The sequence below is a fragment of the Streptomyces enissocaesilis genome, assembly GCF_039533765.1.
Lineage (GTDB): Bacteria > Actinomycetota > Actinomycetes > Streptomycetales > Streptomycetaceae > Streptomyces > Streptomyces enissocaesilis.
In genome coordinates this window covers 16,115-32,575 of the sequence record NZ_BAAAUD010000002.1, presented here as the reverse complement: position 1 = coordinate 32,575, position 16,461 = coordinate 16,115, and the positions used below count along the sequence as shown (strand labels likewise).

Genomic DNA, 16,461 nt, shown 5'->3' with positions numbered 1-16,461 from the left:
CAAGATCGTCCGCAAAACCAGAGGCTTCACGTTGGTCACCTATGCTGCCACGCTCGACGTTCCGCGCCACATCGTGATGTACCTGTCCAGGCTGCTCGCCGCGCATCGCCGCGGCCTCAACACCCCTCGTGGGTCGCGGGCCCTGGGCACGTTCCGGCAGGCCGTCCTGGTGCTGCGCTGGTTCCGTGAGCGCGGCTGCGTGCATTGTCTGGCCAGGGACGCCGACGTATCGCAGGCCACCGGCTACCGCTACCTGCACGAGGGGATCGATGTCCTCGCGGATCAAGCCCCGGATCCGCACGAGGTGTTGGACCGTTGCCGCGCCGAGGAGATGAGTCACGTGATCCTCGACGGCATGCTCGTCGAGAGCGACCGCCTCGCCGGTATCCGGGACAACGGCAACGACGTGTGGTTCAGCCAGAAACACAAGATTTTCGGCGGCAACGTCCAGTTCCTGTCCGGCCCGGACGGCACCCCGCTGTGGGTCTCCGACGCCGAACCGGGATCCACCCCGGACATCACCGCAGCCCGGCTGCATGTCCTGCCCGCGCTGTACAAGGCTGCCGCCGACGGACTGCCGACTCTGGCCGACAAGGGCTACATCGGTGCCGGCATCGGCATCCATGTCCCGGTCCGCCGCCCCAAAGGGAAGCCGGAAAGGGCTCTCGACGCCAACACGCGCACCACGAACACCATGATCAGAGACCTCCGCGCCCTCGGCGAGCGCACCGCCGCCGAGCTCGAGGAACGCTGGCGCACGCTGAAGCACGTCACCCTGAGCCCCGGCCGCATCGGCGACATAGCCCGTGCCGCCCTTGCCCTCAACCACCAGTGGAAGTGATCTTCATTGAGAAAACCTCAGTCATCGCCCCTGACAGGGCCATCAGGGCGCAGAGCACAGCGGCCAGTCGTCGCATCGTGTTTTCCTTTCATTGTGAACACCGGGGACGAGGTGCTGATGCGCGTGGAGATCGTCACGGTTCCCGTGGAATTTCATGGCATCGGACGATCGCCCACCGTGGGCAACGTAGCGATCAAGCTCGTTGACGGACAGAGTCGACGAAAGGTTGGCCGAATCTGCCTCGGCATGACTCTGTCAGGGATCTTGCAGCTTCTGCGGTGGGTCTCCCCTCGTAGGGGTTCCGAAGGCGTGGGCACAGGCCGCTGAGCGTGCGCGGGATTCGGTGTGACCTGGGAAGGTTTCCCAGCGTCCTGGAGGGCCGCAGTCGTGCGGGATCTCGTACCGTGGCCCTCGGGGCGTATAGGTGGAGCATTGTTCTCACGTTGAAGGGGGCTGCTGAACAAATGCCGACGGGGCTGTACTCGTGGAAGCAGACCACAACGACGGGAGACCATCCATGCATAAGTCATTCACGGCGGCTGTCTCCGCTCTGGCGGTGAGCACCGCGCTGCTGGCGGGAGCCAGCGCGGCTCAGGCCGAGACCGCCCAGCACACCGGGCAGTCGAAGAGTTCCGTTGTCGCCGTCCCGGCGCAGGCTTCCGGGTGGGCTTACCACAGCTGGTACTTCAGCTTCACCAACTGCCACGCCGCAGGTGGGGAACTGGCGCGGACCAACCCCAACGTCCTCCAGTACATGTGTGAGGAGGAGTCGAAGCACATCTGGCACCTCCACGTGAACTGGAGGTGACTCGCCGCGCCCTGACCTGACAGGTCACGGCGCCCAGGTAGCCCACGCCAAGGGATCCTCCGGCCGGTGTCACATGAGGTCGTCCACTGGCGACGGATGCAGCCCGAGGGGTCCCCGCGATGTCGTGCGGGCCTCTTCGCGGAACCCGTCCCGGGCCGTTGGCGGTAGGACAGTGGCTGTCGGCGTTCACGTGAAGGCTCCACTCGGTGCACGGCTACGTGCTCCATCGCCGTGCCCCACAGAGCCGGGGCCGCCCGATAGCCGGCAGATTCAAGGCGCTCGGGGCGCAGTCCAGGGTGGCCCGCAGGGCTGTCGCGGCAGCGACGCCCGAAGGGCGCCCTTGACTGCGCCCCGAGCGCCGGACACTCGGAGATCGGGTGGCTCCGGGTCCTCACCAGCCCAGAGGGGCCTGCCAGTGGAGCACTTCGGGTGGTACCGGTTGGCGCATACAGCGGTGTACGCCGACAGTGGCCGATGAGAAGCAGGAGGGCGTCATGGCAGAGCGGACCGGCAGCCGGTCGGGAGCGGTGGGGGCGTATCTGGGTGCGGCGCTCGTGGGCTTCACGTGCGTCGGGATATTCGTGATCTGGCTGGTCCCGCTGGCCATCCGGTCGCGGACCAGAAACTCGTGGACCCACGAACATGCCACGCACGCAGCGAACTTCGGTCTGACCGCATTCCTGGCGATCCTCGGTGGCGCCCTGCTCTCGGCCCTGATCGGGTTACCGCCGTCCTACCCGCAGTCCCAGCCACTGCCGATGTACCCGGTGTTCTGCTACATCCTGGTCGGACTCATCGGGCTACTGGTCGGAGCCGTACGTGCCGGGAGCGGACAGGACTTCCACTTCATCAAGTCCATCTCCCTGCGCCTGCTGGGCTGACCGCAGCGTACCTTCGACGCCGTCTTCCGCCCCTTCACCGGCGGTCGGAGGAGCGGCCCCGGGGCCACCAGAGCCATGACGTCCCGAGGCCGCCGTTCACCGGCCGACGTAACGTCCTGTTCATCGCCTGCGGGCCTCCCCGCCGCCTGCCGCCGGCGCGCCACGCTCGGCCAAGGGGTGACCTTACGACGCGGCCAGGTCTACACCCTGCGCCTCGCCGCCGTGCCCGCGGTCGAGTCCGGCGAGGACCGCGTCGCGGTCTCGGTCGAGGCATGCGGCGAGAGTGTGGAGGCTCGGCAGGTCGTCCTGTTGGACGGCGTCGAGCCATTGCGGGAGCCGTTCGCCCTGGCGCTCGGTGAGCATCTGGGCGAAGGACCGGACGTGACCGGTCAGGGCGTCGAGTTCAGGGCAGTTGGTCAGGACGGCCTCGAGCCGGAGCTGTTCGATCTCGGTCAGCGTCTCGGGTCGGCTGAGGATCCACTGATCGGCGTGGTGTTCGGGCCCACCGCCGACGGCGAGACCAGCTGCGCCTCGCGCCTGCTGCGTCTGCTGCGGCCGGACATGCTTGTCCTGTGGGACAAGGGCTTCGACGGCAACGGCTTCCTCGCCGCCGTGACCGCGATCCGCGCCCAGTTCCTGGGCCGACTCCGCAGCAACCGGCGTACCCCCGGTCCTCACACGTCTCGCCGACGGCTCGTACCTGTCGGTGATCGCCGCCGAGAAGGTACGTGTGATCGACGCGAACATCGCGGTGACCTGCGCGGACGGCACGTCTTCACCGGCTCCTACCGGCTGGCCACCACCTGACCGACGCCCGTCAATATCCTGCGGCCGCCTTGGCGGGCCTCCACCACCAGCGGTGGGAACATGAATCCGCGTACTACGCGCTCCGCCACACGGTCACGAACGGGCGCGTCCTGCGTTCAGGTGACCCGGCCGGCGTCGAGCAGGAGATGTGGGCCCTGCTCACGCTCTACCAGGCCCCGCGAGCCGTGCTGGTCGAGGCCGCCGCGTCCCAGCCCGGCACCGACCCGGACCACTGCTGCTGCTGCTGCTGCTTCACCGTCGCCCTCCAGAGCGCGCGTGGCCAGGTCGTCCAGGCCGCCGGCATCGTCACCGTCCCCGCCGATACCGGTCGCGGCGGGCTGACCGGGCACCGAATCCTGGCCCGTCTCCTCCCGCCCCGACGGCAGCGGGTCAGCACCCGCAAGGTCAAGTCGTCGATGTCCCGCTACAGCACGCGTCACGACGACGGCAGGCCCGACACCAGCCGCACCATCATCCACCTCACCGTCACGGTCATCCAGCCCTGCGAACCGCACTCATCCCTCCCCCGGTCTCCCACGACGACCGGCATACCGCCCCCACCGAGCGTCGCCGACACCGAATCATGCCCCTGCTCGAAGAAGACCCCACCCGCCTCCGGCGCCCCCGGGGGATCGCCTCCCACTTCGGCGACATCACCGTGGAGACCATGTACCGGCAGCTCTCCGGGCGGGCCGAGACCGGCCTCATCCACAAACTCGGCCCCGGCCTCTGCGCCGCCACGACATGGCCCCCAACACCCCTAGCGTGACCAGTGAAAACGCTAACCAACCGGCCTTGGGTCAAGACCCATCAACGACTCCGTGAATCCGTGGACGCACTTCGGCGAAAGAAGCGGTTGCGGTCCACACGGTGCAGGGTTTCCCGTCAGGGAGCAGGGTTGCTCCCGTTGTCCGTGCCGAACCACAGGACAGGGATGCATTCAACCTTTTCGCACTCCACCCCGCCCGTCGGGGACAGGAGTTGGCCGCTCTCGGAATGAAGCGTGTCTCCTCCCGTGCCGGGCGACGACGCCGGGGCGAACCGTGAGTCCGGTACCTCTCCCCACCAAACAGCTTCCTTCGTACCCGTAAGAAGGTACTAGTTGCCACCTGCAACGAACAGCTCCTACCGTGAATTGCATCAGAGATCCTGCTTTCTCTTCGATGGGACACCATGCGGCCGCATCAAAAATTATCTTCGCGTTTGTTCTCGCCCGCCGAAGGTAAAAATTTCTCCCTGTCGCCCTTCGCCAGGAGGAGCGGCCAGAAGCACTGGGTGCTCACCGAGGAAGGCTTTCCGCTCGACGTCGAGGTCCGGGGCGCGGGGAATACAGAGGAAGCCGGCAGGCCGCTCGTCGTTCTGCCCGCGAGTTGGGCCGCTTCCGCAAGCAGCTTCGGATGGTTCCTGGAGTGGCTTGCCGACTCGGGTTACATAGTGGTCGCCTACTCACCCCGTGGTTTCCGCGGGTCCGGCGGCCGCGTCGAAGCGGCATCTCATTCGGACGTTCAGGATTTCAGCAGACTGATCGACTGGGTGGAACAGCATTACCCGTGCGCCGACACCGAGCGGGTGGCCGCCGTGGGGCTCTCCTACGGCGCCGGCATCAGTCTGCTTGCGGCGGCGTTCGAGCCGCGCATCGCCACTGTGGTCGCGGTCGACGGGTGGGCCGATCTCAGTTCTGCCCTCCTGGCGGGGGAAACTCCTCGACTGAGCACGGCCCTCTTGGTGGCGGGTGCGCTCGGGGGACACTTCTCCCCCGACGTCGCCCTGAAGTCCCTCTTGCTCTACAGCGGCACGGGGCGCGCCCAACTCCACGCCTGGGCGGCTCAACGTTCTGCCGCTCAGCACATCGAGCGGTTCGACCGGCCGGGACTGTCCGTCCTGCTCGCTGCGGGGTGGAACGACACGGTCCTCCGACCCGAGCAAGTACTTGCCTTTCAGCAGCAGTTGCCCTGCCGATCGCGGCTACTGCTGCACCCCGACGAACATCCCCTCCTGCCCTGGTCCCAGTTGACCAGTGCATCGGGACGCGAAATCTGGCGTCGCGCGGGCGACTGGCTGGACCAGGAACTGCGCGGGTTGCCTCGTGGCGTTCCCACGGAGGGAGTCGAGGTGCTGGGCAGTCCCGCGAGGCAACGCCCGTTGCCGAGCCGGACCACGGCCTGCCACACGGTTCCCGCCCGCACCCAGGTCTATGAACTGGGGCCTCCGCGCCGTCTCGGTCCTGGCCGCATGGGCGCTGAGGGGTCCACCTGGCAGGCCGGGTTGCGGGGAGCTCTTCCCTCCGGAGCAACCGACCGCTTTCCCGTCCTGTCCCGTCTGGTCGAGCGTGTCACCGGGTACCCCCCGTCGGTCTATTTTCCCCTTGTTCCCGGTCCGGCGGCTGCGTCGTGGACGACGGCCGTGTTGGACCGGCCCAGGAAGCTGCGGGGCTCCCCCGTACTGAAGGGTTCGATCAGCTGCCGCGCCCGACAGGTGACGGTGACTGCGCACCTCTACGCGGTGGGGCCTTCGGGTGTCGGCCGTTTGTGCAGCCAGGGGGCGGTGACGCTGGCCACCGGCGGCAAAGGACCCGCACCGTTCTCCCTCACCCTGCGCACCGCCGTGTGCGACGTGCCCACGGGCCACCGGTTGGGTCTGATCGTCGGCACCTGGGACCCCACCTGCCGGGGAGCCACACGCCCTCTGAGCAAGGTGGTCCTCCACTCGTCGGAAGAGCACCAGGCCTCGCTCACGGTGCCCCTGAACTGAACGCACCCCCACCCACACCGAATCGAAGGAGGGATTCCGATGGGCACAGCCGCCGGCGAAGGATCGCGTGCACTCAGCACGTCCGAAGCGCTCCTGTGGCAGGCCGAGACATCAGGACTTCGGCTACCGGTCATCGGCGTCGCCGAACTGGACGGAACCCCGGACCTCACCGCCCTGACCGCCGCGGTGCAGCGCATCATCCGCCACAACGCACTGCTGAGGTCCCGGGTGACGGGGCCGCGTCTGTTCCTGGGCGGCCCCCGGTGGGAGGCGCTGGACGAAGTCGCCCTCTCCCACCACATTCGTCGCACCGCTCTGCCGGGTGCGGCGGGCCAGACGGAACTGCTCGAGTTGGCGCAGGCAGCGGCGACGGCTCCCTTCGACAAGAACCGACCGCTCTGGGACGTGCTGTTGGTGGAAAGGGTGCAGGGGGACAACGCCGCATTGGTCATGCGCCTGCACCACGCCATGGTGGACGGCCTTCGCGCGCTGGAACTGTTCTCCTCGCTGTGCGACGAGCTGGCGCCGCCGCCCAGCCCGAATCGGCTGAGTCTGATCACTCAGGAGCAGGAGGTGGCGGACAGCCCCCTTCTGGACGGCCGCCTCCCGTGGCACGGCGTCGGCGCGGGAGCGGTCCGTGCGGGACTTCGGTTCCTGGGGAGTGGCGTGCGGCACATGGCGACGGCGGGAGCCGGGCTGCAGGCGTCCCGGTCCGCGCTCTGCCTCCCGGCTGACCACTCCCCCGCTCTCGCCGGACGGTCCCAGGACCGCAGGCTCCTGACGCTTACCGCCCCCAAGGAGCAGTTGCGCCGGGCGGGACGCACCGTCGGCGGGACGACTCACGACGCCTTCCTGGCGGCAGTGGTGGGTGGGTTGCACCATTACCACCGTGCGGTCGGCCTCAGTTGGGACCGCGTTCCCATGGCGGTCGCCGTCGCACTGCCCGCGTGGCCGGGCGAGGCGCGAAACCGTTTCACGGGCGTACGGCTTGCGGGAGCAACCGGTGAGGAGGACGTGCGACGCCGCCTGGAACAGACATACAGATCGGTTCGTGCGGCCCGGGCCCTGCCCCCGATCGACCCCGACCGGCTCGGTCCCCTCTCCCCCCTGCTGGCGGCCGCCCCGGCGAAGGCGGTACGGGTGTTGACGGACCTCGTCACGGAGAGCGACGCCCACTGCACCTACGTACCGGGCCCCGATGAGCGCAGGAGTATTGCCGGAAAAGGCCTCACCCGACTCTTCGCTTTCGCGCCTGTGGTGAACAGCGCACTCTCCGTAGCGATGTGCTCATACGACGGAACGTGCGCCATCGGTGTGAATATCGACCCGAGAGCAGTAAAGGACGTCGAACTGCTACACAGTTCCCTTCGGGCAGGTTTGGACGAAGTCCTGTCCCTCGGTGGTCGGTAGCCGATTCAACACCTCCGTGCCCCTTCCACGCCCTACCTCGAACAGACACCGAGTCTGTTCCAGTATGAAAGGAACACCACCTGTGGAAACACGTGGAGCCCACCCCCCGGAGAAGCGCACCCAGCATGCCGATCTTCACCGGCACAACCTTCACGATCTCTTGACCGCTGTCGGAAGGCTCAGCGAGACCGTGCAGCAGCTGCATTCCAACCTGGCCCACTTGCTGCCCCAAGGAGCTCACCTCGCAGAGCGGGTGCCCGCGCCGGACAACCGGAGAGACCCTTCACCGGTACCCTCCGAAACCCCCAAGTCCGCGCTCAGTCCGCAGGAGATCCGCGTACTCCAGCTCACCAGCCGCGGTTTCTCCAACCGGCAGATCGCACGCGAACTGGCCTTGTCCGAGCAGACGGTCAAGAATTATATGTCCACTGTATTCCGCAAGATCGGGGTGCAGAGCAGAACCGAAGCCGCCTACTACTGGACCCGCAAGGGCGGACAAGACCCCACCGAGTGCCCGTAGCACACGGCATGCCAGGACTTTCGGGGCAGGCACAAGTACCTACGTACTCGACTGACACCATTAACTTCCAGGAAGAATAGAAGAGCCAAGAGAAAGGATAAGAAATGGAAGTGCCGGTCGACGCCTCTCTGACTGCACCTCTCCCACCGCAGGACACGAAAAAGGCTTCCGAGGCCGAAGAGCTCGCGGTTCGCGCAGTCGAATCCCCGCGTTCAGATGTATGGGTACTGAGCCATCGAAAGGACGGAAGGCGTCAGGCTTTTCTCCCCGACAACGACTCGCTGGAAGCACTCGACACCAGCGAATGGAACGTGGAGGGAATTCTTCCCGGTGTCTTCCCCGAATGGCTGGGCGACCCGGGGTTCGCCGACCGGCACGGAGTCCGGTTCCCCTACGTGGTCGGTGAGATGGCGAACGGCATCGCCACGACGGACATGGTCGTCGCGGCGGCGCGCGGCGGATTTCTCGGCGTGTTCGGTGCCGCGGGACTGACCGCGCAGCAGGTCGAGGAAGCGCTGGGGCGTATCCGGCGGGAGCTCGGGCCAGGTCCTGGGTGGGCGGTCAATCTCATCCACAGCCCCACCGAGCCCGCCGTGGAACGTGCCGTCGTGGAACTGCTGTTGAGGGAGCGCGTCCCAAGCGTGTCGGTGTCCGCCTTCATGGAGCTCACCCCGTCCGTGCTGCGCCTGGCGCTCTCCGGAATCAGTGAGCGCCCCGACGGTTCGGTGCACCGGCCCGTACGCGTCCTGGCCAAGGTCTCGCGCCCTGAAACCGCCAAGGCCTTCATGACGCCCGCGCCGGCCGCCCTGCTGGAACAGCTGGTGGGCAGGGGATTGCTGAACAAGGAAGAGGCGCGTCTGGCCGCACGGGTCCCGGTGGCCGAGGACATCACAGCGGAGGCCGACAGCGGGGGCCACACCGACAACCGGCCCCTCACCGCGCTGCTGCCCAGGTTGCTGGCACTTCGCGACAGCGTCGCCCGCGTCCACGGGTACACCGTGCGCGTGGGAGCGGCCGGTGGACTCGGCACGCCGCACGCCCTGGCTGCGGCCTTCGCCGCCGGCGCGGCCTATGCGGTCACCGGCTCGGTCAATCAGACGACGCGCGAGTCCGGCATCTCCGAACAGGCCCGCGCTCTGCTGGCCGCCGCCGACCTTCCCGACATGGTCATGGCGCCGGCCGCGGACATGTTCGAGCTGGGGGTCAAGGTACAGGTCCTCGGCAAGGGGACGATGTTCGCCCAGCGGGCGCGACTGCTCCACCGGCTCTACGACCAGTACGACAGCCTGGACCAGCTCGACGAGAAGACACGGCGCCGGCTCGAACGCGACATCTTCCGGGCTCCCCTCGCCGACATCTGGGAACAGACCGAGAAGTTCTGGTCCGTCCGCGACCAGGGCGAGATCGAGCGGGCCGCCTCCGACCCCAAACACCGCATGGCCTTGCTGTTCCGCTGGTACCTGGGCCAGTCGAGTCACTGGGCCATCCGCGGCGAGCAGGGCCGGGCAGTGGACTTCCAACTGTGGTGCGGTCCCGCACTGGGCGCGTTCAACCACTGGGTCGCGGGGAGTTTCCTCGCAGACACCCGGCAACGTTCCGTGGTCCAGGTGGGTCTCAATCTGCTGGAAGGGACGGCTTGCCTCGCCCGTGCCCATCAACTGCGCTGTCACGGTGTTCAGTTGCCGGCCCAGGGATGGACGTTCCGACCGCGGCCTCTGCGCCAGGCGGCGTAGCCGAAGCGTCAGACGCCCAGCCGACATCGGACCGGACGAGAGACCGGCCGGACGAACCGAAGGCCCGTCCACCATGACGGGCAGCCCAGCGCCGCGAAACCGCGGCCGGTGCCCCGTCCCCCGGCCCTGATGCCCGTCACCGCCCTCCAGGGGCCCAGCGATCGGCATCGGAAGCACCCTCTCACTCCGTCCCGGCGCGTGAGAACCCTCGCCGCCCAGCAAGAGCGGCCAGTCGTCCGTCCAACGCCGCCGGTACTCCCGCGCCTCCTCACGTCGCTCCGGACCACCGCGCCTCCTCGCGCCGCTCCGGACCACCGCGCCGGCTCCGCCTGCGGGCGCATCGGACCGCCGCCCCACACCTGAGGCGCGCCCGGTCACGTACAAGGCGTCACCGGTCCCCCACGTGACAATCCGGCCCCCTCCGGGCCCTTCATCCCCTACGGAGCCCCTATGGCCGCCCCGTCAGTCCCAGCTGCCCCCGCGCAGGTTCCCCCCTCACCCACCTCCCCCTTGGACATCGCCGTCGTAGGCGTCAGCGCACTGGTCCCCGGCTCACAGTCGGTGACCGGCTTCTGGCGCACCGTCTCCTCGGGCCGCGACCTCATGCAGGAGGTGCCCCCGTCCCACTGGCTCGTCGGCGACTACTACGACTCGGACCCCAGCGCCCCCGACCGCACCTATGCCACCCGGGGAGCCTTCCTGGACCCCGTGGACTTCAACCCATTGGCATACGGGATTCCGCCGAAGATGATCCCGGCGACCGACACCACACAGCTCCTGGCGTTGATGACCGCCGAACTGGCGCTGTCCGATGCCTTTGGAAACGACCTGTCCTCGCTCGACAGGACGCGCACCGGGGTCATCCTCGGGGCTTCGGGCCTGGAACAGCTCACCGAGATGGGCTACCGGCTGCAACGGCCTGTCTGGCGCAAGGCGATGCGTGAGCACGGAATCGACGACGAGCAGGCCGACCGGCTCTGCGACGCCATCGCCGACCATTACACCCCGTGGCAGGAAGCAACCTTTCCCGGCCTGCTGAGCAACGTCGTCGCGGGGCGCATCGCCAACCGGTTCGACCTCAACGGCCCCAACTGCACCGTGGACGCGGCGTGCGCCGGATCGCTGGCCGCCCTGTCCATGGCGGTGAGCGAACTCCAACTGGGCAGGTGCGACACGGTTCTCACCGGCGGGGTGGACACGTTCAACGGCATCGCCATGTACATGTGCTTCAGCAAGACTCCGGCACTGTCCCCCTCGGGGGACTGCCGGCCCTTCTCCGACGAGGCCGACGGCACGATGCTCGGCGAAGGGCTCGCCATGTTCGCTCTGCGGAGGCTGGCCGACGCGGAACGCGACGGCAATCCTGTCTACGCCGTGCTCAAGGGAATCGGCTCCTCGTCCGACGGAGGCGGTGGCGCGATCTACGCACCGGTCCCCGGCGGGCAGCGGATCGCCCTGGAGCGTGCCTACCAACAAGCCGGTTACGGTCCCTCGACCGTGGAACTCGTCGAGGCGCACGGCACGGGCACGAGGACCGGCGATTCCGTCGAACTCACCGCGCTGACCGACGTGTTCGGCAAGGACCGGCCCGACGACTCCACCGGCGAGCCATGGTGCGCCGTCGGGTCCGTCAAGTCCCAGCTCGGCCACACCAAGTCTGCGGCCGGCGCGGTGGGTCTCCTGAAGGCGGTGCTCGCGCTGCACCAGCGAGCGCTCCCCCCCAGCATCAAGGTGTCCGCGCCGAACCCGCTCCTCGCGGACCGCGGCAGCCCCCTGTATGTCAGCACGGAACTGCGGCCCTGGGTACGGGACGGCCGCCACCCCCGGCGGGCATCGGTGTCCAGCTTCGGATTCGGCGGCAGCAACTTCCATGTCACGGCGGAGGAATACCGCCCCGGGCGGGCGCCCATGCTGCGCAACGTGACGAGCGAGCTCCTTCTGCTCGGCGCCGACTCACCCGCGGAACTGGCCGGCGCAGCCCTGCGGCTCTCCGGTTCCACCGCGCCCCTCGACGAGGACGCGCGGGCCACCCAGCTCTCGTTCGACGCCGGCCGGCCCTACCGGTTGGCCGTCCTGGCGGCGGACCGCGCCCAGGCCACCGAACGGCTGCGCTCGCTGGCCGACCACCTCCGCGACGAACCCTCGCGCAGTGTCTCGCACCCCGGCCGGGCGCACTACGCGGGCCCGGTCGGCGAACCGGGCAGACTCGCCTTTCTCTTCTCCGGCCAGGGGAGCCAGTACGTCGGCATGGGCGCGGCACTCGCCCTGCACAGCCCACAGGCGCTCGCGGTCTGGGACCGCGCAGCGGACTGGGGTGGCGAATTCGGCTGTGCCCCGCACCGACTGGTGTTCCCGCCACCCGCCCTCAACAGGGCCGCCCGGCGCAGGCAAGCCCAAGCGCTGGCGCAGACCGAACACGCCCAGCCCGCGCTCGCCGTGCAGTGCCTTGCCCAGTTGTCCGTACTGACGTCCATGGGCCTGCGCCCCGACTGCACCGGGGGACACAGTTTCGGCGAGCTCGTCGCCCTCCACGTCGCCGGTGTCTACGACGCGCCCACCCTGTTCCGGCTGGCCGCGCGACGCGGTGAACTCATGGCCTGCGCCGGGGCGGAACAACCGGGCGGGATGCTGGCCGTCGAATGCTCGGCCGACCGTCTGCGGGACGTCCTCGGCCCCCACCTTCCCAAGGGGCTCTGGCTGGTGGGCCTCAACGCTCCCGAGCAGATGGTACTGGCCGGGGAACACGCGGCGGTCCAGACCGCGGCGGACGCTCTCAGCAGGTGCGGGGTGCCCTCCACCAAGCTCTCCACCGGCGCCGCCTTCCACAGTCCCGCCGTCGCCGCGGCCGCCACCCCCTTCGACGCGTTCCTCGACGTCACCGCCCTGCGCGCGCCCCGCATCGACGTGTGGTCCAACGTGACCGCGGAGCTCTATCCGCAAGAGCCGGCCGCCGTACGACGTCTCCTCGGGACACAGATGGTGTCGCCGGTACGCTTCGCGGAGCAGGTGGACGCCATGCGGCGCAGCGGGGTGCACGACTTCGTCGAACTCGGAGCAGGCAGCACGCTCACCCGTCTCGTTTCCCGCAACCTCGGCGACCGTTCGCACCTCGCCGTCGCGGTCGACCACCGGGGAACCGATGCTCTCGCCGGTCTCCAGGACACCCTGGCGCGCCTCACCGTGCACCGCGCCAGGCCTCTCGACTTCGCGCCGCTGTGGGCTCCGTTCGCGGCCACCGACGCGCCGCCCAGGAAGCCCGGCAGGCGCGGAATGACCGTACCCATCCGCGGCAGCAATTACGGGCGGCCCTACCCGCCCGACGCCGCCGACGCCGGACAGACGGCACATCCCGCACGCCGGCACGCAGCTGCGGCAGGAGGCTCCCGCACGTCCCTGGCCTGATCCTCGCCCGTTCCGTCCTCGCGCAGGCTCGACAGAAGGGGGAGCGGCGATGCCGCCTTGACGCACACCGGTACCGAGCCCATCTGCCCACGCCCCACCCATCTCACTCCACGGAGCACTCATGACCTCCCTTTCGCACCGCGACGCCTCCTCCTTCGCCAACGCCAACGGCAACGGCGCCGCACATGCCGCTCCCGAGAGCTGTGAGGACTGGCCTGCCGTACTGCGCAGCCTGATCGGCCCCCTCACGCAGCTCCAGGAACAGCACCGGACTTCTCTGACCACCCTGGAGCGGTTGCACACCCTCCTGGCGGAGGCCTCCGCCAGGGACACGGTCCCTGCCACGGTTGCCTCGGACCGCGGTTCCCCGGCGAAGCCTTCGGATCCCACCCGCACTGCTTCTGCTGCGGTCGCCCCGTCGGCGGAGCAGCCGCTGCCCGAGTCCGCGACCGCTTCCGCCGGATCCGGCGAACAGCCCATGACTCCGCCTCCCGGGTCCGCCTTCACCAGCTCCGCGGCGCCCGCCGTCCCCGAGCCTCCCGCAGATTCCGACGCGTCCACCCCGCCCGGACGAGCGAGCGGTGGAACGGACTTCACTCCGCTGCTCCTGTCGGTGATCGCCGATGTCACGGGCTATCCCGAGGACGTACTCACTCCGGACATGTCCCTGGAGGAGGAACTGGGCATCGACTCCATCAAGCGTGTACAGATCCTCGCGATCGTCCGTGACCAGGTTCCCGGCCTGGACGACGCCAACGGGGCCGAGATGGCCAGGCTGCGTACCATCGCCGACGTCGCCCAGCGGCTCGGTGAGCTCACCGGGGCTGTGCACGGGCAGGATTCGTGACCGACGACGGGGGGCACGCCGCCCCGCACGAGTTGACGCGACTGGTCCTCACGCCCCGTCCACAGCAGTCGCCCGGTTTCGCTCTGCCAGGTCTGTCGCGTCGGGTGCTCGTCACCGACGACGGACGCGGCATCGCCGCGGAGGTCGTCGCCGCCCTCGTCGCCCGCGGTGTGCGGGCCGAGACGATGTGCGCCGGCCTGCCGTTCGACGACGTACCCCCGGACACCGGCTGTCTGATCCTGCTGGATGCTCTGCGCGGTCCGCGGCGGCCCGCCGAGGCGTCTCCCCAGCTGCACGGTGAGTTGCTACGGCGGCTCGGGCTGCTCACCCGCAGTCCGGCGGCCGTCGACTCCGTGGTGCTGGTCCACGACGGCGGCGGTGACTTCGGACTCTCGGGCCGTCAGGGCGGGGGCGCCTGGTTGAACGGTGCGACAGCCCTCGCGAGGACCGCCGACCGGGAATGGCCGGACATCACGGTCAAGGCTGTCGATCTGCAGTGCGCCGGACGCCCGATCACCGAAGTGGGCCAGGCGCTCTCGCAGGAGCTCCTCCTCGGCGGGGACGAGAAGGAGGTGGCACTCGCCGCCGACGGTGAGCGGTACATGAGGGAATTCGTTCCGGCTCCCCCCGTCCCGGCGGACCGCGCAACGGCCGTCGACTCCCGTTCCTTCCTGGTGGTGACGGGCGGGGCACGGGGCATCGCTGCGGACTGCCTCGCCGCACTGGCGACGGGGCGCTCCCCCCGGCTGCTGCTCCTGGGCCGTACCGGTCTGGTGTCCGAGAACTCCCGGCTCGCCGCACTGGATGACGAGCCTTCGCTCATCAGGGCCCTGCTGGAGTACGACAAGGCTGCGGGGACGTCCAGGCCGCTGCCACAGGTTCGGGCCGCGGCCGCGCGCCTGCTCGCTTCGCGGGAGATCCGCGCCACGCTGCAGCGGCTGGAACGCGCCGGCGCGACCGTGCGGTACCGGACGGTGGACGTCCGGGACTCCGATGCGGTACGGGTGTGTCTGCGCGAGGCCAGGGGCGAATGGGGGCCGGTGACAGGTCTCGTCCACGCCGCCGGGGTGATCGCGGACAAGGCGGTGGCGGAGAAGACCCCCGAGCAGTTCGATCAGGTCTTCACCACCAAAGTGGCCGGACTGCGAAACCTCCTCGACGCCACCGCCGACGATCCGTTGAAGACCGTGTGCCTCTTCTCGTCGGTCAGCGCCGTGGTGGGCAACGCCGGGCAGAGCGACTACGCGATGGCCAACGCTGTCATGGACCATCTGGCCCCCCACCTCGCCAGGGAACACCCCGACGCCCATGTGGTGTCCATGGCCTGGGGGGCCTGGCGCGGCGGCATGGTGGGGCCTCAACTGCAGGAGCACTTCACCGACCGGGGAGTGGCACTGATCCCCGTCCAGGAGGGGGCGCGTGCGTTCGCGGCCGAACTGGCCGCCGGATCGGGCCCCGCACGCCTGGTGCTGGTCCCCGACGAACAGCAAGTGCGATGCTGGGGCGAGAAGTCACCAGCGCACGAGTCCGGGCCGGACCAGGGGAAGCTGACCGCCACGCTGCTGACTCATGGCACTCTTCAGCCCGAGCTGGCGGACCACGCCATCATGGGCCGGGTCATCGTCCCGGTGGCCACCGCCGTCGAGTGGATGGCACGCGCGGTCGTTCCGCCCGGAGATGCCGGCGGCTCCTTCGTCCTCAGCGACATCAAGGTGCAGAGCAAACTCGCGTTCGACAACTACCCCGGCGCCGAGTGGCTCAGCGTCCAGCGCTCGCCCGCCCCGGACGGGACGTGCGCGCTGCGGCTCGGACGGCCTGGCAGTCACCCCCAGTTCAGCGCGGTGGGTTCGGTCGGCACCTTGGCACCGCCGGCAGCTCCGCAGGAGACGCCCGAGCCCCTGGAGGCGTACACGCCCCCGAACCGGCGCTTCCGGTATGGCGGCACGAGCCGGTTCCACGGGCCCATGCATCAGGTACTGCAAGAGGTCGTCCACTGCGACCCGGCCGGAGCACAGGGCATCGTGCACGGGCTGCGGGAGATGGGCTGGGACGCCGCAGAGCCGTGGCGGACCGATCCCGCACTGGTGGACGGCGCAGTACAGCTCGCCGTGGTGTGGGGCGAGGAGGTCACGGGCCGGCCCAACCTGCCCATGGCGGTGGACCGCTACGAGATGCACCGCCCGGGCCCGGCGCCCGGCCCGGTCACCTGCCGGGTGACCGCCCGCCGGGCTGACCGGATGCGCGCCATATGCGATGCCGTCCTGCTCGACGCCGACGGCGGACTGCGGGCGGCCCTGGGCGGAATTCAACTCATCATCCGGCCGCGGTGAGCGCGGGCCGAGGCTGAAAGGGGTGCGCGCGACGCGTCGCGCCCACCTGCCGCTCCCGCTGGGCACGGCGGGAAAGAGGCCACGCTCTGCCCGTCAGTACGACTCGGACGACCTCCCCTTGCAGTTTCACC

13 protein-coding genes are annotated in these 16,461 nt (G+C 69.2%); 12 read left to right on the top strand and 1 reads right to left on the bottom strand.

Going from position 1 to position 16,461, the window contains the following annotated elements; all coding sequences use genetic code 11:
- Positions 1-31 precede the first annotated feature (31 nt).
- The 4 genes from ABD374_RS00485 (at position 32) to ABD374_RS00470 (ending at position 3,337) form a co-directional block, all read left to right on the top strand.
- Positions 32-841: a transposase family protein gene (locus ABD374_RS00485; RefSeq protein ID WP_344488814.1), complete on the top strand. Its 810-nt coding sequence runs from the start codon at positions 32-34 to the stop codon at positions 839-841.
- Between the two features lie 517 nt (positions 842-1,358).
- Positions 1,359-1,649: a hypothetical protein gene (locus ABD374_RS00480; RefSeq protein ID WP_344488811.1), complete on the top strand. Its 291-nt coding sequence runs from the start codon at positions 1,359-1,361 to the stop codon at positions 1,647-1,649.
- A gap of 494 nt (positions 1,650-2,143) precedes the next feature.
- Entirely contained in the window at positions 2,144-2,530 is a 387-nt protein-coding gene (locus tag ABD374_RS00475; protein ID WP_344488808.1) for a magnetosome magnetite crystal formation protein family, read from the top strand.
- A gap of 177 nt (positions 2,531-2,707) precedes the next feature.
- Positions 2,708-3,337 carry a hypothetical protein gene (locus ABD374_RS00470; RefSeq protein WP_344488805.1) on the top strand — a complete coding sequence of 210 codons (630 nt, stop codon included), beginning with the start codon at positions 2,708-2,710 and terminating at the stop codon, positions 3,335-3,337.
- A gap of 116 nt (positions 3,338-3,453) precedes the next feature.
- Here the strand turns inward: ABD374_RS00470 and ABD374_RS00465 are convergent, their stop codons facing one another.
- Positions 3,454-3,687 (bottom strand): hypothetical protein, encoded by a 234-nt coding sequence (locus tag ABD374_RS00465; RefSeq protein WP_344488802.1) that lies wholly within the window; start codon positions 3,685-3,687, stop codon positions 3,454-3,456.
- A 233-nt stretch (positions 3,688-3,920) separates the two neighbouring features.
- Here ABD374_RS00465 and ABD374_RS00460 point away from each other — a divergent pair, with 233 nt between their 5' ends.
- The 8 genes from ABD374_RS00460 to ABD374_RS00425 all read left to right on the top strand — a co-directional run bounded on the left by ABD374_RS00460 (position 3,921) and on the right by ABD374_RS00425 (position 16,330).
- Complete coding sequence (locus tag ABD374_RS00460) at positions 3,921-4,106, top strand: hypothetical protein (protein WP_344488799.1); 186 nt, start codon at positions 3,921-3,923, stop codon at positions 4,104-4,106.
- A 506-nt stretch (positions 4,107-4,612) separates the two neighbouring features.
- Positions 4,613-6,088, top strand: a complete 1,476-nt coding sequence (locus ABD374_RS00455; RefSeq protein ID WP_344488796.1) for an alpha/beta fold hydrolase — start codon at positions 4,613-4,615, stop codon at positions 6,086-6,088.
- A 39-nt stretch (positions 6,089-6,127) separates the two neighbouring features.
- Positions 6,128-7,498 carry a wax ester/triacylglycerol synthase domain-containing protein gene (locus ABD374_RS00450; protein ID WP_344488793.1) on the top strand — a complete coding sequence of 457 codons (1,371 nt, stop codon included), beginning with the start codon at positions 6,128-6,130 and terminating at the stop codon, positions 7,496-7,498.
- Positions 7,499-7,658: 160 nt separating this feature from the next.
- On the top strand, positions 7,659-8,018 hold the full coding sequence (locus tag ABD374_RS00445; protein ID WP_344488790.1) for a response regulator transcription factor: 360 nt from the start codon (positions 7,659-7,661) through the stop codon (positions 8,016-8,018).
- A gap of 311 nt (positions 8,019-8,329) precedes the next feature.
- The gene (locus tag ABD374_RS00440) at positions 8,330-9,751 is read left to right on the top strand and encodes a PfaD family polyunsaturated fatty acid/polyketide biosynthesis protein (RefSeq protein WP_344488787.1); all 1,422 of its coding nucleotides are present in this window, start codon (positions 8,330-8,332) and stop codon (positions 9,749-9,751) included.
- A 510-nt stretch (positions 9,752-10,261) separates the two neighbouring features.
- On the top strand, positions 10,262-13,153 hold the full coding sequence (locus ABD374_RS00435) for a type I polyketide synthase (RefSeq protein ID WP_344488784.1): 2,892 nt from the start codon (positions 10,262-10,264) through the stop codon (positions 13,151-13,153).
- Between the two features lie 121 nt (positions 13,154-13,274).
- Positions 13,275-14,000 carry a phosphopantetheine-binding protein gene (locus ABD374_RS00430; RefSeq protein ID WP_344488781.1) on the top strand — a complete coding sequence of 242 codons (726 nt, stop codon included), beginning with the start codon at positions 13,275-13,277 and terminating at the stop codon, positions 13,998-14,000.
- Entirely contained in the window at positions 13,997-16,330 is a 2,334-nt protein-coding gene (locus ABD374_RS00425; protein ID WP_344488778.1) for an SDR family NAD(P)-dependent oxidoreductase, read from the top strand. The genes ABD374_RS00430 and ABD374_RS00425 overlap by 4 nt, the downstream gene beginning before the upstream one ends.
- Positions 16,331-16,461 lie beyond the last annotated feature (131 nt).